The organism is Acidimicrobiales bacterium (assembly GCA_041394185.1).
GTDB lineage: Bacteria > Actinomycetota > Acidimicrobiia > Acidimicrobiales > Poriferisodalaceae > JAAETH01.
Map to the genome: position 1 here is coordinate 78,663 of JAWKIQ010000004.1, position 23,449 is coordinate 102,111.

Below are 23,449 nucleotides of genomic sequence, written 5' to 3' on the forward strand. Positions count from 1 at the left end.
GGTGACCCGCGAACCCGCGGTGGCAACCGTCACCGTCAACCCCGCACTGGACGTAACGCTCACGGTCGATCGGCTCGTCGCCGACACCAAGCTGCCGGTGACCGCTCATCGTCGCGACCCCGGAGGCGGGGGGATCAATGTCTCGCGCATGCTCGCCCGGCTGGGGGTCGCTTCGAAGGCGGTGGTGCTGGCGGGCGGCCCGGTCGGCGACGAACTGCTGGCGGGCATCTCCGCCGACGACCCGACGCAACTGATTCAGGTCGCAGCCCTTCCCGCCAGTGACAACACGCGCGAGAACGTTTCGGTGATCGTCTCGTCGGCCTCGGACCAGTATCGGCTGGTGGTACCAGGGCCTCCGGTTGCCGATCCCGAGGCGCTCATCGACCTCGTCGTCGAGGCCGTCGGGCAGACGCGGTTCGTGGTGCTGTCGGGCGGTCTGGCGCCCGGCCTTGCACCCTCGTTCTATCGCCTGCTGGCCGGCCGACTCAGCGATCGAACGGTCGTGGTCGACGCCCTCGAACCAGCGACCGTGGCCCAGGCTTTTGCCGGTGGCGCCGAGGTGGTCAAGCCCAACGAGCACGAACTGGCCTCTCTGGTCGACACCGGTGCGGGCTCTGTCGTCGAGCTCGCTGCCGCGGCCCGCGCCGCGCTCGACCGAGGTCGGGTTGGCGTGGCCGTGGTGTCGCTTGGGCCGCGAGGGGCGCTGGTCGTTCCGCGCGTCGGGGGTGCTGTGTGGCTGGCTGCGCCGCCGGTGTGCGTGCGCAGCACCACAGGGGCCGGTGACTCGATGGTGGCGGGAATCGTTGCCGGTCTGGTCGCGGGCCAGTCGGTCGCGATGGCTGCCCGTCTGGGTGTTGCGGCAGGTGCTGCAACTGTCGAGATGGGCGGCACCCAACTGGGGGAGCGGGGCCGGATAGAGCAGTTGTTGTCGCTGATAGAGGAGACGACGATCGATGAATGACACCGCCACGCTCACCAAGGTGGCAGCGATTGCTGTCGGCAAGCCGACCTTCGATGTTCAGCTGGCGCAGGCCAACGTCCAGGCTGCCTTCGAGCTGCTTGGCGAAATGGTTCCCCAGCTTTCGGGACGCGCAGAGATGGTCACCGAGCCGCACGACGTCGAAGCCATCGTCGGGTCGTCAAGTCCTGTCGACGTGGCCGTGCTGATACAAGCGACCTTCACCGACGCACGATTCGCGGCGGCCCTCGCAGGCTGGGCGGGTCGAGTGATCGTGTGGAGCTTCCCCGAACAGCCCACGGGCGAGCGCCTGCGGTTGAACTCGTTGTGCGGTGCGATCTTGGCCGCCAACCAGCTGGCGATCGATCAGGTGCCCGCGTCGTTCGTCCACGGTGCCCCGGGCCCACAGGCACAAGCGCAGCTGGCCGCCGCTCTCGCCGGCGCTCCCGCCGACCGTCCCGCGATCAACTCTGCGCCGCGAGTGACCGAGGGCGAAGCCTCGGTTGCGGCCCGGCGTGTGGTCGCTGTGCTCAGGGCCGCCAGCGTTGGGGTGGTTGGCGACGGTCCCGACGGGTTCGGTCCGTGCGAGGTGGTCGAGCGGTTCGGCGATGTTGACCTTCGCGCCGACCGGCGACAGCTGGACGAGCTGTTCGCGGCCGCGGATGCCGTTTCGACCGACGAGCTCGAAGCTGCTCGCAACGTGGTTGCGGGTCGGCTCGATGGGCTCGACCAGATGCCTGCCGGCGAAACCGAACCCAGCTTGCGTCTATACGGCGCGCTGGGCGCCATGGTTGCGCAGCGCGGTTGGTCGGCGGTGGCGACGCGCTGCTGGCCCGAGTGTTTCACCGACAGGGGAGGGGCAATCTGCTCACCGTTGGGGATGCTGGCAGACGACGGCGTACCCGGCGCCTGCGAGGCCGACATGTTGGGCGCCACGACCATGTTGGCGCTGGGCCAGTTGGCGGGCACGCCAGCGGTGTTGCTCGACCTGGTGGCGGTCGACACTGATGCCGATTGGGCGGTGCTGTGGCACTGCGGGGTGGCGCCGACATCCACGGCCGACCCCGACCAGCCAGCCCTCGCCGGGCGTCACCCCAACCGCGAGCTGGCGCTGACACATCAGTTCTCGATGAGGCCCGGTCGCATCACGCTGGCCCGGTTCTCCAACAGCAGGGGAGTCGACAGGCTGGTGTACGCAACCGGTGAGGTGCTGGCGTCACCGCCGGCATTCAGGGGCACATCGGCAACGGTCCGGTTCGACCATGGGGCCGGAGATGTGCTGTCGACGGTGCTAGCTGAGGGGCTCGATCACCACCTGGCGCTGGTCTATGGCGAATTCGCCGACGAGCTCGAAGCGCTGGCTGCCGAGTTGGGTGTGGGTGTTGTCCGCCTCTAGTAGCTGCTAATCGACATGGGTTGCGGCGCCGGCCAAGGTCGCGTTGTACAGCAATATCAGCAGAAACGCCGTCACAGCCGACAGCGCCATGGTGGCGCCCGCAGCCGTGCCCGCATGGAAGCTGATCAGCAGCCCGGCCGTCACCGAAACGGCGCCGATGGCCACCGAGGTGACCATGATCACGGGCACTCGGTTCACCACCAGTGACGCGGCGGCGGGTGGCGCTATCAGGAACGAGAACACCAACAGGTTGCCGACGGCTTGGAACGAGGCGACGATCGAGATCGCCAGCAGCGCCAACAGCAGGGCGTGCGCCAGGCGGGGTTTCATTCCCAGAAGCCGGGCCAGGGTTTCGTCGAAGGTCAGCACCAGAAAGGCGCGGTAGAACACCACGACCACGATCACTGCCACCGCCGCAGCAATCGCCTGGCGGGTTATGTCGGGTCCGTCGACGGCGGTGATCGAGCCGAACAAGAAGCGGTTGAGGTCGCCCGTGTACGAGCCGCCGGCGCCCGACATGATTACCACCGCCAACGCCAGGAACCCTACGAATAGAACACCTATCGAGGTGTCGTCTGGCAGCGGCGACCGGGCGCTTATGGCTGCGATGCCGCCGACCATCACCAGAGCGGCCAGCAGTGCCCCCAGTGTGGTGTTGAACCCCAGAACGAACGCTATGGCGATGCCGGGCAGAACCCCGTGCGCCAGGGCGTCGCCCAAGAACGCCATACCTCGCAGCACAACCCAGGTTCCGACCACCGACGTGGTGACCACGGCCAGCAGGGCGGCCAGCAAGGTGTTTCGCATGAACGAGTGATCGATCAGCGGGTCGAGCCAGAACGCCTTGGCGCCGGTCACCGGGTTGGGCGACACCGGCAAAGCTGCCAACACGACCAGCAGGGCTAACAGCGAGCCCGCCAAGAGCAACCTTCGTGAGCCCGCATTCGACATCGCCACCAGACTACGGCCGAAGCCGTGGCCAGCCGACAGAGGGAGCGACCCGGCCCGCCCACCGTTGGACGGGCCGGGTCGGCGCCCTTACAGATTTGATCCAGGGGTTGTGAAGTCGGCGATGCCCGTGAGGTCGGTTGCGGTGCCATTGCTAGTGAAGTCGCTGCGAACGAGGCTCACCGTGCCCGAACCCGGCGACTCCTGCTCAGCCTGCAGACCCTTGTCGGCGTTGCTGGTCACCGCGCTCCGAACGATCCTTGCTCGCAGGTCGCCGTCCGATAGCTCCTCGACCTGGATGCCCTCATCGCGATTGCCTGTGATGGTCGAGCGGACGACGTTCAACGCGACGCTGCCGCCCTCCTCCTCGGTGACCTTGAGACCACGCCGTCGCCTGCCGACAGGGAGGTGCGGGAGATGCTGACGATGTTGTCGCCCTCGCCGAGTTCTTCGAATTCGGCGTTGTCCGCGGTTTCGGCCGAATCGATGGTCGAGTTGCGAATCTGGGCACGGATGTCTCCGCCGTCCTCCTCGGTGATCTTCACGCCCTCATCCAGGTTCGAGTTGGCAGTGACGTTGCGCGCATCGAGAATGGCCGAGCCCTCGCCGGCCTCGTCCAGGTCGATGCCCTCGTCGTTGTTGTCACTGAAGACCGAGTTGCGGATGAGCGCAACCATGTCGCCATCGTCTGCTTCGTCCATGTCGAACGCGTCGTCGAGGTCCTCGATCATCGATCCGGTGTCTCCGCCGCAGTAGGTGGCTTCAGAGCACAGGATCTCGGCGGTGGCCCCGTTGTCCACAAACGTCGACCCAGACACCTCGGCCCAGTTGGCCCCTTCACCGGTCTCGTCGAGTTCGACACCGTCAGCGAGGTTGCCGGCGAAGGTCGATCGTTCGATTTCGGCGCGAAGGTCGCCAGGTCCTCCCTGATCGACCCGCAGCCCGTCGAAGTCTTGAGGACAGCCGGTCGCCTGGGTGATGTCGAATCCGGCGACACGGCCACTGTTGGTGATGGTCGTGCGGTTGACTTCGATCTCGATCGTGGTGCCCGAGTCCACGGGATGAGGGTCGGTGCACAGCGGGTGAATGAAGTCGTCGGTGTTGTACCCGGTGGTCGACTGTCCATCGACCAGGATTCCGTGGAACTGCGAGTCAACCACCTCGACGTTTTCGAGTTCGATCTCGACCTCACCACCACCGGCGGGCAAGAAGACCGCCAGACCGTTGTTGAAGCTCGAGTTGAAGCTGAGCCGCTTGATCGAAAGGTCAGCGCCGCTTCGAGAAACGAACAGACCGCTGTCCCAGGTGTCGGTGTCGGGCGTGGCATCGGCGCCCGACAGGGTGCTGCCGCGGCCGTTGATACTCAAGTCCTGATCACCCGTATAGGTGATCTCGCTAGTCACCGCGACTGTGAAGGTGTCGGTGAAGACGATCCGGCCGACTCTCGGGTTTGAGTTCGCGTGTTCGACTGCGGCGGCGAACGAGCCCGGACCTGCGGGCGCGTCGTTTGTCACCAGGACGGTGTTCGAGCGTTCGTCGCGCTCGCTGTCTCGGTCGTCGTCGCGTTCGCGTCCCCCGGCCGATGCCGGCAACGCGGCCGAGGCGAGTGCCAGGGCAGCGACTCCGATCGACACAATCGAGCGAGCGGTTCTACGTTTCATTCTTCGAGCCAATCGTTAGCGTCTGATGGTTGGCTCGAACCTATGCAGGCAAGGTGAACACGAGTTGACCACTTCGTGGCTCTGCGGTGTCGTCTCCGAAGACGATGCGAGTCGCCCGAAGCAGCGGCTGGCCGTGTTCCGCCGCCGCCAACCCACTCAGCGTGGTTTCAGCCGCGACGGAAGGTGAGGAGACGCGTCCGCGGGCGCGGTTGATCGACTGACCTTCGGGGCTTGACGCTGTTGCCCTGCGGCCTTCAACTCATCGAGGAAGTCGGCATACCACCGCGGTGAGTTCCACTTCCGTTGCAGCGGCCAGCCGATGTCGACATCGCACAGATGGCTCCGGGCGAACGCCAGGTCGGTCTTGTACCAATCAACGGGCAGGATGCTCTCGAGGTCGATGAAGCACGGTGTGTTCCCCAGCAAGATGACGTTGTGGAACCGCAGGTCGTTCCAGTAAAAACCGGATCGCCGCGTCACCTCGCAGATCAGGTCCGCGTAGCTGGTCGCTCCGACCATCTGATCGAATTCGTAGGGTGTGAGCAGCCGGCCCGCCGTGATCGCATAGCCCCGAACCCGCTCATCGTCGTCGATTATCAGAAACCTCAGGCCAGGGGAGATGTCGCGGTACACGCCTGCATCGAGTGCATCCACCAGGAACCGGCCCTCACCGTTTACACAGAACGTGGGCTCGAAGACCTTCAAGTAGCTGTCGTCGGCCTTGTCGTAGTAGACCTCGCAGCCACGTGGACGCCAGGTTCCGTTTCTGCCGAATTCGTCGGTGTGGTGTCCGTTCGGCTCGACCACGAACCTCAGATGTACGTCGGCCTTCGCCAGTTCGAAGCGGCGCTTGTCGGCCAAGTCGAACTCGTGAATGGATCGGCGCCCTGTCGGTTCTGGATTCGGGAGGCGGTCGGATTGGATGATCTCGTTCAGGGCCCTGGCTCCGAACGCGTCCACGTCGAGGACCACTTCCTCGTCGAACCTGAAGCTAGTGGTCGCCTGCAGCGCGTAGTACGACCGCCGAGCCAGCCATGCTGGGGCGTTCTTTATCTTTCTGACTGTCCTCGGAACGCGGATTCCCACAAGTTCATCATCGGTAATTCGACCATCTTCTGTACCGAATCGTCGAGCTCTGCCTGACATCCATGTGCGTGAGTCAGGTCTAAGCCCTGCCGGCTTGACCAAGCGGCGCACTCAGGATCCAGCCGAGATCGCCCCGCGAGAGCGAGCCGATTGGAACTGACGCTGGGCCTCAGAGCGACGACGGCCGCCGTTCTCATTCGGCTGCCCGTGCTCGACGCAAGACGGGTGCGCTGCAACGCCCCCAACCGTGAACGAATCGTCTCGATCGTCGATCGAGAGCCCGCAGTACCTGCAACCCACCATGCCCATATGTTACCGAGGGACTGCCTCGGATGGTTGTGTGATCGCGAAAGCCCCACAGGGGTCGGCACTGGTTGTTCTTCTCGGCTTCTTCGAGTTCGGCGCCCGTAAGGCCTTCGCAGGGTGGGGCGGGATCACTATCCCACTCGGTGTGGTCTCATACGTTGCGGAAAGTGACCAAACGCGTCCACGGGCGCGTTTGGTTGACCTTGGGTGGCCTTGAGGTCACTCGCAGCGTCCGACGTGCGTTCCGCGGAACGCAAAAAGCGAAACGACCGGGGCGTGGGCCCTGGTCGATGACGTGCTACTTGCCCGGTGGGGAGTTCGGCGCTGCCGAACTCCGTAAGCGAACGAAGTGAGCGACGTGGAGCTGATGGGACTCGAACCCACGACCCCTTGCATGCCATGCAGCCCGTAACGTGTCCGACAGTGTTCGGGATCGTCCGCTCGTGTTCCGGCGAATCCGGATGTATCGGCGCATTTGCGCAGTTCAGCAAGGGTATTTGAGTCCAGTAAGTCCAGCCTGGTCCGTTCTCAAGCGCCGAACGACCCCGACCGAGCCTTGAACGAGGTCTGCATTTGGTGGCTGCGTTTCTGGCTGCGTCGCGGTCGTGTTTGCTGACCACTTAGTGCCGCGCCGGTTCCCCGCGTGTTCGATCGCCTACCCATCTTGAGCGCTGACTTCGCCGACGGTCAGGTGATCGGCAGATCACGGACACGAATCCGCTGCGGGCTCAGCGACACGATGGCGCCCGCCTCGAGGACGCCCTCGAGTCCGCCGAGGTTGTCGAGAAGGAGCCTTGCATGAACCTCGGGAGCTTGGTCGGCTGTGTCCCGCAGTAACACAACCGAGGGTGACGATGCTCGGCGCAGGGCCAACAGCATCGCGAAGTCCGTGTCGGCCGTGATCACAGTGAGTTGGTGAGCGACCGCGTAGTCGAAGATGCGTTCGTCGGGCGCGGTGAGCAGATCGTGGTCCGCGACGTGAGAGGCTTCGAACCCGACCTCCGTGAGAGAGGACGCGACCTTCGGTGAAAGGTTGGCGTCGAGCAGGTATCTCACGCGAAGCGTGCGACGGGCAGATCCCGCTCGGCGACGCGAGCCGCCCCGTACTCGAGCGCGGCAGTGATGTCCTCATCCTCGAGGTACGGATAGTCGTCGAGGACCTGCTGACGCGTCTGCCCCGCAGCGAGCTGCCCGAGAACCGTGGACACGGTCACCCTCAGCCCCCGTATGCATGGCAGGCCACCCATGACGTCAGGGTCGATGGTGATCCTGTCGAGATGCATAACGCCAATGTTACCCACGGGGCCTTCGCACTGGCTATCGATCCCGGTCGCGAAGCGATGCCCTCGCAGTCATGGTCCCGATGGCGGGCTCCACGTGGTGCGCCGCGTCTTCAGGGGCTTGGCTCCTGTCGATGTCCGACAATCAGGAACGGTGTCCTGCGAAACCCTATGTAGCTGCCTCCTGCGATGATCATCCCGTTGTAGTCGACCACCTCACTTGCCCAGACGTCGCTGATCCACGTGCCCGTGCGCCGCGACACGTCTACGTCGGAGATCCTCGTTGCGTTGTCCTCGTCCACGAGCCATACGATCAGCGAGTATTGATGGAAGATCTCGGGCGCGAGCGGAACCTCGGCAACCCCAGTAATCACGAAGAACCCGTCAGCGGTGAATGCTTCTTGGACCTGTTCCACCACACCGTCGGGCGATGGTGGTAGTTGCAGGCGCTGTGTTGTGTGATCGTCAGCCGTTACGTTCGCGTACGGGTGCTCGTGTGATCCCTACGATCGGGTGAGCGGACAAGCCCCGTCGGATGGCCGGTCTGCACGGTCGCGTCCGCGGCGTGCTCATCGATAATCCAGTGGAGGGCGTCAGAATCGTCGGAGAAGGGCCGGGGCACGATTGCGAGCCGGTCGCCAAATCGACGGATGTCTGCGAATGTGGCTGAGACATCGTTTCCGTCAAGTCCGCGTAGCGGCGAACCGTCCCACGTGCATGAGTCATCGGAGTGCAGGAGGTAGACCAGGCGGTCTTCGTCGCGTGCTACGACGAAGACCCGCTCACCCGACACAAACGCGTCCATGGCAGTCAGCCTCGGCATGCGCGTGAGTGGACACTCGATCCACTGCTCGGTGCCAGTTGGGAGTAGATGCATCGTCTCGTCGGATGTCAGCAACAGACCATCTTCGGTGCGAAGAGCCACGGCCACCCAGACATCCGGGGTCGCGACCTGCTCCCAGGTCCGCCCATCGCTCGACTCGAACACACGCTCGTAGTCCACTACAGCGGTGACGGCATGAGGCGAGGTGTCAATCCGGACGTACTCGCCAGCGCGAGAGCCAAGGTCGACAAGGAACCAGTTCTCAGCGACCGGTTCGTTACCCGGCCGACTTGCCGATGCGGCAGTAATCGACGCAAGAGCCCCGGTGGTTGGCTCGACCTGCCCGGCACCGTCAACCGAAGTCGGAGTCGACACCCCCTCCGAACTGGAACACCCAACGAAGCCCGAGGTAGCGGCAACCAGCGCAAGGGCGAACCGTCCCGCGTTCGCGAGTCGGGCAGCCGCTGACCTCCAAGACGCCAAGGTTTTCGGAGGCTCGGGTTCGGCCTTTGCTTCAGGCTTGCTCGATCGGTCGGCCCACACCCGACAACTGTACGCTCAGCTACACCGCGTAGCGGTTACGTCTTGCACGGCGCGGCACCGCGGCAGGGCCAACTCAGACCAGCGCAAATCGGGCCCAGATCCATCGACAGCGACGAGACGCTCTCTCGCGTTCTTCGTTCCTGCGATCATGCTCACCTACCCGCATGCCGTGGAAGCGGACAAAGAAACTCGTCGAAGGAATCGGCGATGAGGTGGACAGTTCGCGCGACAACGAACTCGATCACGGACCCTCCACGTGCTGGCCGTGCCAACAAGCGAAAAGCTACGTTCGAAATGGCTACGTCGGCAAAAACGAAAGAAACCCCAGAATCAGAATTGGTTCCTGACCTGGGGTTTTTCTTGTGGAGCTGATGGGACTCGAACCCCACGACCCCTTGCATGTCATGCAGCCCGTGGGACGTCCAACAGCGTTCGGGACCGTCCGCCCGTGTCCCATCTGGGCCGAACCTGTCGGGGCGTTGCCCAGGTCAGCAACGGGTTTGGAGTCCAGCGAGTCCGAGGCGGTCCGTTCTCGAGCGGCGAAGGGCGCAGATCGAGCCTAGATCGAGTTCCGCGTCAGGTGGCTACGTTTCCGGCTACGTCGCGGTCGTATCGGGCCAGAGATCGGACGCTGCGCCGAAGCCGAGCGTGAGTCCCGTGAAATGGTGTCGAAGGGCCGGTTTGCAGCTTACTTCGACGCTCATCGCGCGACGGCGACGAGGTTGCTGAAGCGTCACGGAGTGAGGTTCCAGTACGACCGAGTTGCCGAGGCGCAGATTTCTCAGTCTGTGCAGATGAGCCAGGGCGGTGTCCTACGAGCGCAGATCAGTCGGCGTCAGTGATTTGAAGCGGGCTGGTGGGTTGGCCTTGTTGAATGGCCTGTTTGATGTCGTCGGGCGTGACGTTGTCGGTGATGGCGAGTCGGATCTGGGTTCGGTCGGTGAGTTGTTCGGGGCCGATTTGTTGGATGGGTCCGATTGCTGTGTCGAGTCCTTGGTCGAGGTCGCCGAGGTAGAAGAGGAGGGGTTCTGTTGGGTTAATCCATGTGTTGATGACGGTTGGTGTGTCGGATTGGGCGATGGCTGGGGTGAAGCAGATGAGCCAGCCCAGTGATTGGCGGGGGCAGATGCCCCAGGTCTGGTCTGCCCATTGTTTGGGCATGGTGAGTTCGATCGTGACCGGCTTGAGCTTGTCCAGGACTTCTGGCGGTGTGCCGTCGAGTGGGTCAACGGTGCGGTTCTCAGGTGAGCGCTCTTCCCAGGTCTTGGGTCGTGACGCTTCGAGTTGTTCAGCGAAGAATTCCTGTTGGGCTGCTTCGATCGATTCGTCGCCTGAGACGAGCCCGATGGCGATGGTTGGACCATCAGAACCGACGGGATGGTCCCTGGAACGGAGCCAGTCGAGGAACTCGTCGAAACCCTTGGTCAGCGATTCGCCGCACTCACCGAGAAACAAGACCCGGCCATCAGGCCTCAACGACACAACAAAGTGATAGACGCCTTCCGGCTGCTGCGGCTCAAGACTGAGCACCGCCATGACTCTGGCGCCACTGACAATCTCGCCGATGACCAGGTCACCGTTCAGCTTTGGCCCAACAAGCCGTGTTGGTCCGCTTCGCCCCGGCTGGAGCTCGTCGCTGTAGGTGACGTCTTTGAGGATCAACAGTTCGCTCCCGTCCACAGTCAGGCCTTCGGTGTCACCCATTCCTTGGATGATCGCGGTCGTCCAGTCAGGGTGGCGCGGCGGGGCGAGGACCTGGACGTACGAGGGCGGCTCATCGGGGCAAGAGAGGAAAACCTCGGCTTCGGGTGCGAATCCGACCGGCGCGGGTGTCTCTGAGACGGTCTCTTGTGATGCCGGTTTTTCGGTTGCGTCTACTTCTGCCGTGTCGCCGCCGCACGCAGCACCTGCAACCGCAAGTCCGAGTGCCCAGGCCAGGGCTCGGAACGTCAAGTTGGTATTCATCGTTGCTTCCACCTTGTGCGGTTTGGTCTACGAGTGCCAGGCGTAGACGTCGTCCACTTTGACGTTTACGCGGCAGGCGTTGACTTACTCGTTGGTACAGTTGTTCATGCTCGAGTACAGGAGAAGACCGACGTCGATCGCGTCGTGGGCGGTGCTCGAGGTGACCGGGTTGATGCTGACGTAGTACCAGCTGTCGACTGTGATGGTCGCCGTTGCTGAACCGATGGTTCCCCACCAGCCGGCCTCGGTCACGTCGTTCATGTCGACGTTGCCGACTTAGCTGCAGTTCGTTCCGCTGCCAGGGCCGTAGTCGACGTTCTGGTAGACCACGGTGAGTGTCACCCTGCCCGTGTGAGATGAGTTCATCCGCTTGAAACTGGCCCTGGCGTCGAACGTACGGCCTCCGGCGTTCGCGACCCGAGTCACGGACTGGACTCGGCTCCCGCCAACGTCGTGTCTGAACCGCATGTGGAAAGACCCGACGAGGCTGTCGGTGACACCCAGGGAGGTGTGAACGGCAGCGCCGCCTGCTAAGTACTCCTCCCAGTAGTCGAGCTGGTTCTCGAAACTGGGGTTCGCGGTCACCCGATCGCTCGAAGTAGTGCTGTCGTGTCGGTCCGTCATGTGACCGGCATCATCGTTGCCGATCGCCCGGGTATCGGTGGCCCCCGAAGCAAGGCACGTGGCCATGGTGGGCGGAGCCTGAGACGAAATTCCGTCGTAGTTGTCGTCAAGGCCAGTGTGATCAAGCTCCAGAAGATGACCAGCCTCATGAGCAGCCACAGTCGGCACACGTCCGATGTCATTCACAACCAAGAATCGCTGCAAACGTAGATACAGCTCACCGCCAGCGCACCCAGCCTGACCATTAGCGTTGATGGAGCGCTGGTGCACGATCACTGTCCCAGGCCCAGGCGTAAAATCCACAACATCGGTCATGTCGACAAAGTTGACGAAGTTATTGCCGGAACGGTTCCGCAGCCCGTTCCACTCGGCTATCCCATCCATCGCCGCCTGAAATGGCTACGTCGGCAAAAACGAAATGAACCCCAGAATCAGAATTGGTTCCTGACCTGGGGTTTTTCTTGTGGAGCTGATGGGACTCGAACCCACGACCCCTTGCATGCCATGCAAGTGCTCTAGCCAGCTGAGCTACAGCCCCGAGATCGGTTCCGCCGTTTCCGGCGGAGTCACGAATCGTAGCAGAACCTCACGAGATTGCTACCCCATCATCGGGGATTGTCGGGGTCGCGCAGGAAGGCCTCGATCTCGAATGCCAACTCGTCGGCGTCGGGCACGGCCGAGTCTCTCGAGGCTTCCATCTGGTCGACGTGGGCCTCGAGCGCGGCGAGCATTTCGATGTGTTGGGGGTCGGCGGCGACCAGTTCGTCGATGTGTCGCTTGTTGGTGTCGCCGGCCCTCGCCAACAGCGACACGTCGAAGTCGACATCGACGAGGCCCGATAGGGCCGACACCAAGGCCCTGGCGCCTTCGGGATAGTCCATGGCGGCGACATAGTGGGGAACGGCTGCCCACAGCGTGGCCGCCGGCATCCTCCGGGCACCGGCCTCGACCTCGATGGCGGCGTGCACTCCGGCAGGCACCTCCATGCGAGTGTTGTTGTGTCCGATTGCCTCGATGAGGGCACGGTTTGTTGAAGTGCTGACCACATTGGTGGGGCGGGTGTGGGGGACCGGCGACGGAAACGCCCCGATACCGAGGATCTTGGTGACCCCGAACATGCGGGCGAGGTCGACCACCGCGGTGGCGAACTTGCGCCAGTGCCGGTCCGGTTCGGCCCCGCGCAGCACCAGGAAGTCGGCGTCGGCGAGGCGACCGTGGGCTATCTCGATGCGGGGCCAGACCAAGCCGTCGATGTGGCCGTCGTTCAGGTGCATCGTCGGACGCCGGCTGCGATAGTCGACCAGGGCGTCGTCGTCGAACTCGACGACGGTGGTCACGGGGGCCAACTGGCCCACGATCGAATCGGCAGCCAAAGCTGCGGCAGAACCGGCGTCGATCCAACCCTTGAGGTGCATCAACAGCACCGGGCTCTTCGCCTCGGGTTCGGCGACCAGTGAATACAGCGAGTCAGGCATCGGCCAACCACTGTACGTACTGGTGGGGTTGGGGTGTCGTGCAACGCATCAGGGCCGACTCACGATATACAGAACAGTTGGACCGAGCTTAGGAGCGTCCTATGACGATGATCGATGTCACCGACCAGACCTTTGAAGCCGAAGTGCTGCAAAAGTCCATGGAAGTGCCCGTCGTGGTCGACCTGTGGGCGCCCTGGTGTGGCCCGTGCCGCACATTGGGCCCGATCCTCGACAAGGTCATCGGCGAGACCGGTGGCAAGGTCATCGGAGTCAAGATCAACGTCGACGAGAACCCGGGTGTGTCGCAGGCGTTCCAGGTGCAGTCGATTCCCATGGTCGTTGCGTTCAAGGACGGCCAGGCCGTCGACGGGTTCCTGGGCGCCCAGGGCGAACCGGCTGTGCGCGACTTCATCGACAAGCTGGCGCCCACCGAGGACGAGCTCGAGATGCACGCCCTGATCGAAGCAGGCGACGAGGAATCGTTGCTGAAGGTCCTGGAGGTCGATCCTGGCAACGAGCAGGCCATCGTGAAGCTGGCCGACGCGTGGGTGAAGGACGGGCGCAACGAGGAAGCCCTCGACCTGCTCAGCCGCATTCCCGAAACCGCCGAAACCCGCCACATCGCGGCGATGGCCCGCACCGGCGTCGACGAGGCCCACGCCAACGTTCAGCGCCTGGCAGAACTGTTGCCGTCGGTCAAGGCCGACGACGCAGCTCGCCAGGAGTTCGTCGACCTGCTCGAGGTGATGGGCCCCGAGAACCCCGCCACGGCCGAGTGGCGAAAGAAGCTGTCGACCGCCCTGTTCTAGGCGTCGCTCTCGCTCATCGGAATCGCATCGGCGGCGCTAGGCTCGCCTGCACCTTCCCCCTGACGTAGTCCAACCGTCGGGAGTCCTCATGCCGGGCGAGATCAAGCCTGGTTCGGTGTTGGCCGCGGCGGCAGCCGTGGTTGTTGCTCTTCTGGTCCTCTGGCTTTGGCCATCTGATGCTGCGCGCCCCGAATCGAAGCTGCCAAGGGCGTCGACGACGCTGCCACAAGACCAGCCCTACATAACCCAACCCGAGGTGGTGGTACACCTCTCCGGAGCGGTCGCGAACCCGGGCGTATACCGCCTGGAACCGGGCCTGCGTCTCGTCGACCTCGTCGAGGCCGCCGGCGGTGCCGCAGACACCGCCGATCTCGACCGCCTGAACCTGGCCCAGGTACTCCACGACGGCGACCGGGTGCACGTGCCGGTGATCGGCGAGGCACCGGGGGCTGCTCCAAACCCTGCGCGATCCCAGGCCGAAGGCGGCGCTCCGGTCGACATCAACACCGCGACCGCCGCCGAGTTGGAAGCCCTTCCCGGCATCGGGCCCGCTCTGGCTGCAGCCATCGTCGACGAAAGACAGACTGGCGGACCCTTCGGTTCGGTCGACGATCTGGACCGGGTCAGCGGCATCGGGCCGGCCAAGATCGACGGCCTGCGAGACCACGCCCGTGTCTGAGCCCTTGCGCTTCGGGGCGTTGCGGCCCCTGCCCATCGCCGGTTTCACCGCCTCCGAGGCCGCAGCGGCCGCCGCCGGTGTGAGCGTGGGCGTGGCGTGGTCGACGCGGGTTCCGGTGGCGATGTTCGTCTGCGCGCTCGGCGTCGCGGCGTGGGCCGTCGCAGTCTTGATGGTGCCTTCGCCGAGGCGGCGCCGATTGCTGGCGACCAGCCTGCTGACCGTGGGGCTGTTCGTCTCGGCGGGCGACCTCTCGGCGAAGGCCATGCACGGCCTGAGTCCAGCCACAAAAGGCGAGTTCGACGGGCGCGTGCGACTGGTGTCCGACCCCGAACGCCGCGGCGCGGGCGTGTCGGCCGAAGTGCGATGGCAGGCCGGGCGCTACCAGGTGTGGGCGTTCGGTCGTGCGGCGAACGTTCTGCAGCAAGCCGCAGTGGGTGAAGAGGTAGGCATCCGCGGCTCGGTGGAGCCCCTCGACGGGCCATCGGGTTGGGCGCTGTCGCGCCATCTGGTCGGCCGGATAGACGCGACCGTGCTGTGGCGAACCGGCGACGAAATCGGCTGGTGGTGGCGTTCGACCAACGCTGTGCGCAGCCATTTGGCCCAGGGCGCATCGGGGCTGGGCCCGGTGGAACGTGCCCTGCTGCTCGGCTTCACGGTGGGCGACGACCGAGACCTGCCCGACGATGTGGTCGATGACTTCCGCGCCAGCGGCCTGTCGCACCTGACCGCTGTGTCTGGGCAGAACGTGGTGCTGGTGTTGGGGCTCGTGGCGCCCTTGCTGAAACGTGCGTCGCGCCACACCAGGTCGGTGGTTCTGCTTGCGGTGCTGGCCTGGTTCGGCCTGTTGACGAGGTGGGAACCATCGGTCGTCAGGGCTGTGGTCATGGCCGGCGTAGCTGTGGTCTCTCCGGTGCCGAATCGTCCCGGCAGCCGTTTCACCCTGCTGGCCCTGGTGGTCGGGGCGTTGTTGATGATCGATCCGCTGCTGGCGTGGTCGGTTGGGTTTCGCCTGTCGGTGGCAGCGACCCTGGGTTTGGTCCTGCTGGCCGGGCGGCTGGAGAAGGCGCTTCCCGGACCTGCGTCGGTGACCCAGCCCATTGCCGTTACAGCCGCGGCGCAGCTGGCCGTGGCGCCCGTGCAACTGGCGACGTTCGGTCCGGTGCCCATGGCAGCGCTTCCCGCCAACGTGGCGGCTGGTCCGGTGGCGGCGCCCCTGATGGTGTGGGGGTCGACCGCCGGCATGGTCGCCGGGTGGTTGCCGGTGCCCGCAGCCAATGCGTTGCACGTTCCAACCCGAATGATGGCGGGCTGGGTGGCGATGGTGGCTCGGCTGGGTGCCGATAGCGCAATGCCCCACATCGGTTGGCGTCAGCTGGTCGCCGCGCTGGTGGGTATTGGTGTGTTCTGGTTGTCGCGCCGAGTGTCGCACCGGCGAGGTAGGTTCGGCGCAGATGAAGTCGAAGCCGATCTACCTGCTGAACGGTGATGATCCGTCGCTGCTGTCCGAGTCGCTGACCAAGCTGGTCAACGAACTCGTAGGCGATGGTGATCGCACCCTGCTGGTCGACGAACTCGCCGGCGAGGAGTACACGGTTGAGCACGTCGTCGACGCAGCCCACACCATCGCGTTCTTGTCCGACAGGCGGATCGTGGTGGCTCGCGGATTCGAGAGGTTCTCCGCCGACGAGCTCGATCCGATGGTCAGATACCTGGGCGACCCGCTCGATACGTCGACCGTGGTTGTCGAATGGCGATCGGGCCGCATTCCCAAGCGCCTCACCGACGCCATCAAGTCCGCCGGCGGCGAGAAACGCTCGACGGCGGCACCAGCCCAGGCGCGGGCCCGGCAGGGGTGGCTCGACGAGCGCATGGCCAGCTCACCCGTGGCGCTCGAACCCAGGGCCAAGAAGCTCATAGCCGATCACCTCGGCGAAGACGTGGGCCGCCTCGGGGGCCTGTTGGCGACGCTCGAGTCGGCGTTTGGGCCTGGCGTGAAACTGGGCGTCGACGACGTGGCGCCGTTCTTGGGTGACGCCGGCTCGGTGCCGGTGTGGGACCTCACCGACGCGGTCGACAGGGGCGACATCGGTGGGTCGCTCGGCGTGCTGGCACGCATGCTCGATGCCGGCGGGATGCACCCGTTGCAGGTGATGGCCGTGCTGCACCGCCACTTCGAGCGGATGCTCATGCTCGACGGCAGTGGGGTGCGCGACGACAAGGCCGCCGCGGCACTGCTGGGCATGAAGGGTTCGACCTTCCCGGCCAAGAAGGCCTTGACGCAGACCCGACGGTTGGGGTCAGAACCCATCAGGTCGGCGATCGGCCTGTTGGCGCGCGCCGATCTGGATCTGAAGGGCAACTCCGCGCTCGAGGCGCGAACCGTGGTCGAGATCTTGACCGCTCGGCTGGCTCAGCTGGCGGCCCGGCGCTGACCGACGCCGGCAGGAGTGCTAGCCGGCCTGATTGACCTTGCGCGCCAGGCGGGCCTTGCGGCGAGCGGCCGTGTTCTTGTGCAGAACACCCTTGGACACCGCCATGTCGATGCGCTTTTGGGCCAGGCGGTAAGCGTCTTCGGCGCCTTCGCCGGCCTCGGCGGCGGTGACCACGTTCTTGGCGCGCGTCTTCAGCTCGCTGTTGACGGCCTTGTTGCGCTCGCGGCGGGTCTCGTTCTGGCGGTTGCGCTTGATCTGGCTCTTGATGTTGGCCACTGCGGTCTCTTCGTCTCGGAGTGCGGAGGTGGGCGCGCGGCTACGCGCACGGACCCGTCAAAGATAGCGGTTGCGAAAGCCTCAGGCAACGCCACCCTCACTTCGCCGCCCAGTCACTAGCATGGAGCTTCGCCCATGGAACTGTCGCGCATACGCAACTTCTCGATCATCGCCCACATCGACCACGGCAAGTCGACGCTCTCGGACCGCATCCTCGAGCTGACCCACGCCGTGGCCGACCGTGAGATGCGCGCCCAATACCTCGACACCATGGACATCGAGCGCGAGCGCGGCATCACCATCAAGGCCCAGAACGTCAGGGTCAACTGGAACGACCACGTATTGCACCTGATCGACACCCCCGGCCACGTCGACTTCGGGTACGAGGTCAGCCGCTCGCTGGCCGCGTGTGAGGGCGTGGTGCTGGTGGTCGACGCGGCCCAGGGCATCGAGGCCCAGACGCTGGCCAACTGCTACCAGGCCCTCGAACACGACCTCGAGATCGTCGCCTGCCTGAACAAGATCGATCTACCCGCCGCCGACCCCGACCTGTACGCCGGCGAGATCGAGCAGGTTCTGGGCATCCCCGCAGACGAGATCTTGCGCATCAGCGCCAAAACGGGCCAGGGTGTACCCGAGTTGCTCGATGCCATCGTCGAGCGAATCCCGCCGCCCGTGGGCGATGTCGACGCCCCGCTTCAGGCCCTGATCTTCGACAGCTACTTCGACCAGTACCGCGGTGTTGTGTCGTCGGTTCGGGTGATGAACGGCCAGATGCACTCGCGCGAGAAGGTGCGGTTCATGCAGGCTGGCGGGGTTCACGAAGCCGAGGAGATCGGCGTTCGGGTGCCCGCGCCGATGAAGGTCGACACCCTGGGCCCAGGCGAGGTCGGCTACCTGATCGCGGGTATCAAGGACGTCGGCGAGGCCAAGTCGGGCGAGACGGTGACAACGGCGTCGAAGGGCGCCGACAAACCACTGCCCGGCTATCTGGAACCCAAGCCGATGGTGTTCTGTGGTCTGTATCCGGTAGAGGGCGACGACTTCGCCGACCTGCGCGAGGCCCTCGAGAAGCTCAAGCTCAACGATGCGTCGATCACGTTCGAACCCGAGACCTCGGGCGCCCTCGGTTTCGGGTTTCGCACCGGCTTCCTCGGCCTGTTGCACATGGAGATCGTGCGCGAGCGGCTCGAGCGCGAGTTCGACCTGGCGCTGATCGCCACCGCACCCTCGGTCGAATACCGCATCACCACCAAGGGCGGCGACGTCATTGCGGTCGACAACCCCAGCGAACTGCCCGACATGTCCGACGTCGAAGTCATCTTAGAACCGATGCTGAAGATCAGCGTCTTGACGCCCACCGACTACACCGGCCAGGTCATGGAGCTGTGCCAGAGCCGTCGCGGCAACATGACCCGCATGGAGTACCTGTCGCCCGAGCGGGTCGAGCTGGCCTACGAGATTCCGCTGGCCGAGGTGGTCACCGACTTCTTCGACCAGCTGAAGAGCCGCACCCAGGGCTACGCGTCGCTCGACTACGAGCCGTCCGACTACCAGGCGGCCAAGCTGGTGAAGGTCGACATCTTGTTGAACGCCCAGCCGGTCGATGCTTTCAGCACCATCGTGCACACCGACAAGGCATACGACTATGGGCGGCGGATGGCCGAGAAGCTGCGCGAGCTGATTCCTCGCCAGCTGTTCGATGTGCCCATCCAGGCTGCCATCGGCGGCCGCATCATCGCCCGCGAGACGGTCAAGGCCAAGCGCAAGGACGTGCTGGCCAAGTGCTACGGCGGCGACATCACGCGCAAGCGCAAGCTCCTCGAGCGCCAGAAAGAGGGCAAGAAGCGCATGAAGTCGATCGGTCGTGTCGAGGTGCCTCAAGAAGCGTTCGTGTCGGCGCTGAAGCTCGACGACTAGCCAACAGCGCCTAACGAGCAGCGTTCAATCGCTCACCACTTGAGACCCAGCGAGCCGCCGAGTTTGGCAGAGTCGACCTTCCATCCGTCGCCGAGCTTGAGGGTCTCGCCCTCCTCGATCTTCCATCGCTGGGCGCCGCCGTCGGGTCGACCGCCCCAGCCCTTGCCGTCGAACGAGAACCCCGACACCTCGTCGTCGGCAGCAGCGGCCCGCTCGAGTATTCCGCCCAGCACCGCCTGTTCGGCCTCGGTCAGATCGAGGCTGTCGAGCTTTGCCGCCAGGCTCTCTACGTCTTCCTTGGTGAATTCGGTGCTCATGAGTCTCCGATCTGGGGGTTGGTTGCGTGCATGACGACCGTGCTGGTGGACGGTTACGCCTGCGGACGAGGCTTGTACGCTGTGACCACGAATCCGTCGACTGGTTGGCCACCTTCGTTGCGCAAGACGTCGGGCGACAACGCCACCAGGTCGAGCCCGGCTTTCGCGATCGAACCACGAAGGTGCTCGCGCGAATGGGCGAACCTGCCGTGGTGTTGCAGCGAGTAGGCGGCCTCAGGTGAGGGGTCGGCTTCGACGCTGAACACCAGCGTTCCTCCGCGCGCCAGCGCCAATGCCGCAGCACCGAGCACGGCCGTCAGATCTCCGAAGTAGATCAGCACGTCGGCCGACGCGATCACGTCGAATCGATCTGGGCCATCGCCGAGGTAACCGGTGAGCTCGTTTTGGATCAGCTCGTCATAACAACCCCGCTCGCGGGCGTGTTGCAACATGGCGCCCGACAGGTCGACCCCCGTGAGGGTCTGGGCGAAAGGCCGCAGGCCCGGGCCACACAGGCCTGTTCCGCATCCGGCGTCGAGCACGCGCAGGTCGGCCCGTGCATCCCCGACCGCCTCGCCAACAGCGTCGACCACGAGCTCTGGAGCGCGATAGCCCAGCCGGCCCAGCGACTGGTCGAACGAGGCTGCGTAGCCATCGAACAGAACGGTCACATAGTCGTCGTCGGCCCGCTCTGGTGTCGGCGCCGAGCCGCACGCTGCCAGCATGTGCCGCCCGATGGGGTCGTCTGGGTGCATTGCGACCCAGCGACTGACCACACCGATGGCCTCGTCTCGCTTGCCTGCGTGATGCAGCAGCCTGACCAGGATGTCGGCCTCACGAGGCGAGTACCCGCCCAGTTGGGCAGCGGTCGAGTAGGCGCTGAGCGCGTCGTCATGGCGTCCCAGGTCGGCGAGTACGTCGCCGAGGAAGTGATGCGCCGCGGTGTTGGCCGTGTCGAACGAGACCGCTTCGCGGTAGGTCTCCTCAGCTTCTGCGACTCGGCCCGAGTTGCGCAGGACGTGCCCGGCGGCCGTCATCAGGAGGCTCGTGCGCCTCGAATCTCGCGCCCGTGGGTTGTCGGCGGCTGTCACTGGGCTTCTCCTGTCCTTCGACCCTCGAGACGCCCCAACGCAGTCGCGGTTACGCGACCGAATCGGCCAGCGGCCAGGAGCGACATGGGTCACACCCACCTATGATCTGTGCATGAAGGAACTCGTCTATCCGCGCATCTTCTATCCGGCCATCGATAAGTACGGAGACAAGGAGGTGATGGTCTCGGGCGGGTATCGAGCCACGATGCGAGAACACGCAGATCGTGTTCTTCGCCTGTGCGATGTGCTCGCCAATCGCCTCGGTGTAGGCCCCACCGATCGGTTCGCCGTCATGGCGCTGAATGGTCACCAATACGAGGAGCTCTATCACGCGGCGTTCCTTGGCGCCGGCGTCATCAACCCGCTGAACCTGCGTCTTGCGGGCAAGGAACTCGACTACATCATCCGCGACTCTGGCACCGAGGTCATCTTCGTCGATGCGTTCTTCGCGGGTCTGATCGACCAGGCCATCACCCAATCGGGCGACAGCCCTTTGCGCCACGTTGTGCTGATCGGCGATGGCGACGTTCCTCACACGTCCAAGTACGAGGACCTGCTGTCCGACGCCACCCCCACGCGCCCCGAAGAGCCCGAGGAGGACTCGCCGGTGGTGTTGATGTACACGGGTGGCACGACCGGCCTGCCCAAGGGTGTGCTGCTGGACCAGCGTGCAGAGATGCTGAACGTGTATCACTCGGGTGTGGCCCTGGGCGGCATCGACGAGGATGCCGTGTATCTGATGCAGACGCCGATGTTCCACGCCGCATCGATGGTTGGCATCTTGGCCATAGCCCCGTTGGGGGGCCGCACGGTGTTCATCCCGCTGTTCGACCCGGCGGGGGTAATCGCCCTGACCCAGGCCGAGCAGATCACGCAGACGGTCATGGTGCCGACGATGATCGGCATGGTGCTGCAGCACCCCGACTATTCACCCGAGAAATTGGCCAGCTGGCAGAAGTTGACCTACGGGGCCTCGCCGATGCCCGCTGCCATCCTCGACCGCCTGCTCGCCGACCTTCCAGGAGTCGAGCTGACCCAGGGTTACGGCATGACCGAGGCATCTGCGGTGCTGACCTTCCTGAGCGGCAAAGACCACGTCGCCGGCAGCCCGCGCCTGCGCTCTGTGGGCCAGCCGGTCATCGGTGTCGAGCTGTCGATTCAGGACGAGGAGGGCAACGTGTTGCCCCAGGGCGAGATCGGCGAGGTCTGCGCCAAGGCCGGCAACTTCATGATCGAATACTGGAACAAGCCCGAAGCCACCGAGGAGGTGTTCCGCGGCGGCTGGTACCACACAGGCGACGCCGGCTATCTCGACGAGAACGGCTATCTGTTCCTGGTCGACAGGGTCAAGGACATGATCGTGTCGGGCGGCGAGAACGTCTATTCGGCCGAGGTCGAGTCGGCGATTTCGACCCACCCGGCCGTGGCCCAGGTTGCCGTCATCGGCATTCCTCACGAGCTGTGGGGCGAGCAGGTGCACGCCATCATCGTGCCCAACCCCGACACCGAGGTCACCGCCGAGGAGATCATCGCCTACGCCCGCGAGTCGATCGCCGGCTACAAGGTGCCCAAGAGCGTCGAGTTCCGCGCCGAGCCGCTGCCCCTGTCGGGTGCCATGAAGGTGCTCAAGCGCGAGCTGCGGGCGCCCTACTGGGAAGGTCACGACAAGGGCATCAACTGCGGGTGTTGGGTCCGGCTGCCACTGTGCGGCCGGACCCGCCGCCCGCGGCCCCGGCGGTTCGGGCCACGATCCTTCTATGATCACCGGGAGGGTAGGACAGTCATGGCAGCCGACGTTCACGATTCCGACGAGCTCGACGATCGCAAGGCCTCGGTGCTGCGCGCTGTGGTCGAGCAGTACATCGGCACCGCGCAACCCGTCGGTTCGGGCGCATTGGTGCGCGAAGCCGGGCTGGGGGTTTCGTCGGCCACCATTCGCAACGAGATGTCGGCGTTGGAGAACCTGGGGTTCCTCCACCAGCCCCACACCAGCGCCGGGCGGGTGCCCACAGAAAAGGGCTATCGCTACTTTGTCGACCAGATGGGCGGCGAGGGGTCTCTGGCCCCCACCGAGGTCCGCAAAGTACGCGACTTCTTCATGCTGGCCCAGGGTGCAATCGAAGACCGCCTGCGCAGCACGTCGAAGCTGCTTTCGTCGCTGACCCCCTATACCGGTGTGGTCGTAGGCCCCAGCCACGACCCGGCCACCATTCGGTCTGTACAGGTCGTGTTGCTTGCCCCTGGTCGGGCGCTGGTGGTTCTGGTCCTGTCCAGCGGCACGGTCGAACGTCACGACTTCGAGGTGGCCGAGACTGTCGACGACGCAGCGGCAGGGGCTGCCACCGTGGCGCTGTCCAAGCTGCTCATCGGCCAAACGCCGACCGCACGTCTCGACCGAATTCCAACGGGTCACGAGTCGACCGACGCCGTGGTCGACGCAGCCCTGATGGCCATCGGTGCGGTCTCAGACGGGTCGCAGGTGTTCGTGGGCAGCGCGGCCAACATGGCAGCCCAGTTCGAGGCCGTCGAGACGGTGCGCAGTGTTCTGACCATCCTCGAGCAGCAGCTCGTGGTGGTCACCATGATCAAGGACCTGCTCGATCGTGGCCTATCGGTTGCGATCGGGTCAGAGACCGGGCTGCCCTTCGCCGAGTGCTCGGTCGTGCTGGCACCGTTGGAGGTCGATGGTCAACGCGCCGGATCGGTTGGCGTCTTGGGTCCGACCCGTATGGACTATCCGCGGGCTCTGGCGGCGGTGAATGTGGTCAGCGAAACCCTTGGCGAGTCTCTGTCAGAGTCGTGAATCGCGGTTCGCGATCTGCCATTGGGTAGGGACTGGTTCGATTAGCTGTCACAATTG

The 23,449-nt window shown here is 64.7% G+C and carries 22 protein-coding genes and 1 tRNA gene; 8 read left to right on the forward strand and 15 right to left on the reverse strand.

Going from position 1 to position 23,449, the window contains the following annotated elements; translation table 11 throughout:
* The first annotated feature begins 1 nt into the window (after nt 1).
* Nucleotides 2-961, forward strand: a complete 960-nt coding sequence (locus R2770_18290; GenBank protein MEZ5282413.1) for a hexose kinase — start codon at nt 2-4, stop codon at nt 959-961.
* The gene (locus R2770_18295; GenBank protein ID MEZ5282414.1) at nt 954-2,354 is read left to right on the forward strand and encodes a hypothetical protein; all 1,401 of its coding nucleotides are present in this window, start codon (nt 954-956) and stop codon (nt 2,352-2,354) included. The genes R2770_18290 and R2770_18295 overlap by 8 nt, the downstream gene beginning before the upstream one ends.
* A gap of 6 nt (nt 2,355-2,360) precedes the next feature.
* Here the strand turns inward: R2770_18295 and R2770_18300 are convergent, their stop codons facing one another.
* From R2770_18300 to R2770_18355, 12 genes are all read right to left on the reverse strand, one after another.
* Nucleotides 2,361-3,305, reverse strand: a complete 945-nt coding sequence (locus R2770_18300; protein ID MEZ5282415.1) for a metal ABC transporter permease — start codon at nt 3,303-3,305, stop codon at nt 2,361-2,363.
* An 87-nt stretch (nt 3,306-3,392) separates the two neighbouring features.
* Complete coding sequence (locus R2770_18305) at nt 3,393-3,545, reverse strand: hypothetical protein (GenBank protein ID MEZ5282416.1); 153 nt, start codon at nt 3,543-3,545, stop codon at nt 3,393-3,395.
* A 98-nt stretch (nt 3,546-3,643) separates the two neighbouring features.
* A complete protein-coding gene (locus R2770_18310; protein MEZ5282417.1) occupies nt 3,644-4,963 on the reverse strand; it encodes a hypothetical protein in 1,320 nt (439 codons plus the stop codon).
* Between the two features lie 156 nt (nt 4,964-5,119).
* A complete protein-coding gene (locus tag R2770_18315; GenBank protein ID MEZ5282418.1) occupies nt 5,120-5,935 on the reverse strand; it encodes a hypothetical protein in 816 nt (271 codons plus the stop codon).
* 1,107 nt (nt 5,936-7,042) lie between these two features.
* Entirely contained in the window at nt 7,043-7,411 is a 369-nt protein-coding gene (locus R2770_18320) for a DUF5615 family PIN-like protein (protein MEZ5282419.1), read from the reverse strand.
* Nucleotides 7,408-7,638, reverse strand: coding sequence for a DUF433 domain-containing protein (locus R2770_18325; GenBank protein ID MEZ5282420.1), 231 nt, complete (start codon nt 7,636-7,638; stop codon nt 7,408-7,410). The genes R2770_18320 and R2770_18325 overlap by 4 nt, the downstream gene beginning before the upstream one ends.
* A 110-nt stretch (nt 7,639-7,748) precedes the next feature.
* Nucleotides 7,749-8,051: a hypothetical protein gene (locus R2770_18330; GenBank protein ID MEZ5282421.1), complete on the reverse strand. Its 303-nt coding sequence runs from the start codon at nt 8,049-8,051 to the stop codon at nt 7,749-7,751.
* A 1,775-nt stretch (nt 8,052-9,826) separates the two neighbouring features.
* Complete coding sequence (locus tag R2770_18335; GenBank protein ID MEZ5282422.1) at nt 9,827-10,966, reverse strand: hypothetical protein; 1,140 nt, start codon at nt 10,964-10,966, stop codon at nt 9,827-9,829.
* Nucleotides 10,967-11,050: 84 nt separating this feature from the next.
* Entirely contained in the window at nt 11,051-11,227 is a 177-nt protein-coding gene (locus R2770_18340) for a hypothetical protein (GenBank protein MEZ5282423.1), read from the reverse strand.
* Nucleotides 11,228-11,242: 15 nt separating this feature from the next.
* The gene (locus tag R2770_18345; GenBank protein MEZ5282424.1) at nt 11,243-11,974 is read right to left on the reverse strand and encodes a hypothetical protein; all 732 of its coding nucleotides are present in this window, start codon (nt 11,972-11,974) and stop codon (nt 11,243-11,245) included.
* 80 nt (nt 11,975-12,054) lie between these two features.
* Nucleotides 12,055-12,128: transfer RNA gene (locus tag R2770_18350), tRNA-Ala, on the reverse strand.
* 67 nt (nt 12,129-12,195) lie between these two features.
* The gene (locus R2770_18355) at nt 12,196-13,065 is read right to left on the reverse strand and encodes a PAC2 family protein (GenBank protein MEZ5282425.1); all 870 of its coding nucleotides are present in this window, start codon (nt 13,063-13,065) and stop codon (nt 12,196-12,198) included.
* Nucleotides 13,066-13,166: 101 nt separating this feature from the next.
* Between R2770_18355 and R2770_18360 the strand changes: the two genes are divergently transcribed.
* From R2770_18360 to holA, 4 genes are all read left to right on the forward strand, one after another.
* Entirely contained in the window at nt 13,167-13,874 is a 708-nt protein-coding gene (locus R2770_18360; GenBank protein MEZ5282426.1) for a tetratricopeptide repeat protein, read from the forward strand.
* An 88-nt stretch (nt 13,875-13,962) separates the two neighbouring features.
* Nucleotides 13,963-14,553, forward strand: coding sequence for a helix-hairpin-helix domain-containing protein (locus R2770_18365; GenBank protein ID MEZ5282427.1), 591 nt, complete (start codon nt 13,963-13,965; stop codon nt 14,551-14,553).
* A complete protein-coding gene (locus tag R2770_18370; protein MEZ5282428.1) occupies nt 14,546-16,039 on the forward strand; it encodes a ComEC/Rec2 family competence protein in 1,494 nt (497 codons plus the stop codon). The genes R2770_18365 and R2770_18370 overlap by 8 nt, the downstream gene beginning before the upstream one ends.
* Complete coding sequence (gene holA / locus R2770_18375) at nt 16,005-16,985, forward strand: DNA polymerase III subunit delta (GenBank protein MEZ5282429.1); 981 nt, start codon at nt 16,005-16,007, stop codon at nt 16,983-16,985. The genes R2770_18370 and holA overlap by 35 nt, the downstream gene beginning before the upstream one ends.
* Before the next feature lie 18 nt (nt 16,986-17,003).
* Here the strand turns inward: holA and rpsT are convergent, their stop codons facing one another.
* Nucleotides 17,004-17,261 (reverse strand): 30S ribosomal protein S20, encoded by a 258-nt coding sequence (gene rpsT / locus R2770_18380; protein ID MEZ5282430.1) that lies wholly within the window; start codon nt 17,259-17,261, stop codon nt 17,004-17,006.
* Between the two features lie 135 nt (nt 17,262-17,396).
* On the opposite strand from rpsT, the gene lepA reads away from it, so the two are divergent.
* On the forward strand, nt 17,397-19,181 hold the full coding sequence (gene lepA, locus R2770_18385) for a translation elongation factor 4 (protein ID MEZ5282431.1): 1,785 nt from the start codon (nt 17,397-17,399) through the stop codon (nt 19,179-19,181).
* Nucleotides 19,182-19,213: 32 nt separating this feature from the next.
* Here the strand turns inward: lepA and R2770_18390 are convergent, their stop codons facing one another.
* Nucleotides 19,214-19,498 carry a hypothetical protein gene (locus R2770_18390; GenBank protein ID MEZ5282432.1) on the reverse strand — a complete coding sequence of 95 codons (285 nt, stop codon included), beginning with the start codon at nt 19,496-19,498 and terminating at the stop codon, nt 19,214-19,216.
* A gap of 53 nt (nt 19,499-19,551) precedes the next feature.
* On the reverse strand, nt 19,552-20,535 hold the full coding sequence (locus tag R2770_18395) for a methyltransferase domain-containing protein (protein ID MEZ5282433.1): 984 nt from the start codon (nt 20,533-20,535) through the stop codon (nt 19,552-19,554).
* 166 nt (nt 20,536-20,701) lie between these two features.
* On the opposite strand from R2770_18395, the gene hrcA reads away from it, so the two are divergent.
* Complete coding sequence (gene hrcA / locus R2770_18400; protein MEZ5282434.1) at nt 20,702-23,392, forward strand: heat-inducible transcriptional repressor HrcA; 2,691 nt, start codon at nt 20,702-20,704, stop codon at nt 23,390-23,392.
* Nucleotides 23,393-23,449: the final 57 nt, after the last annotated feature.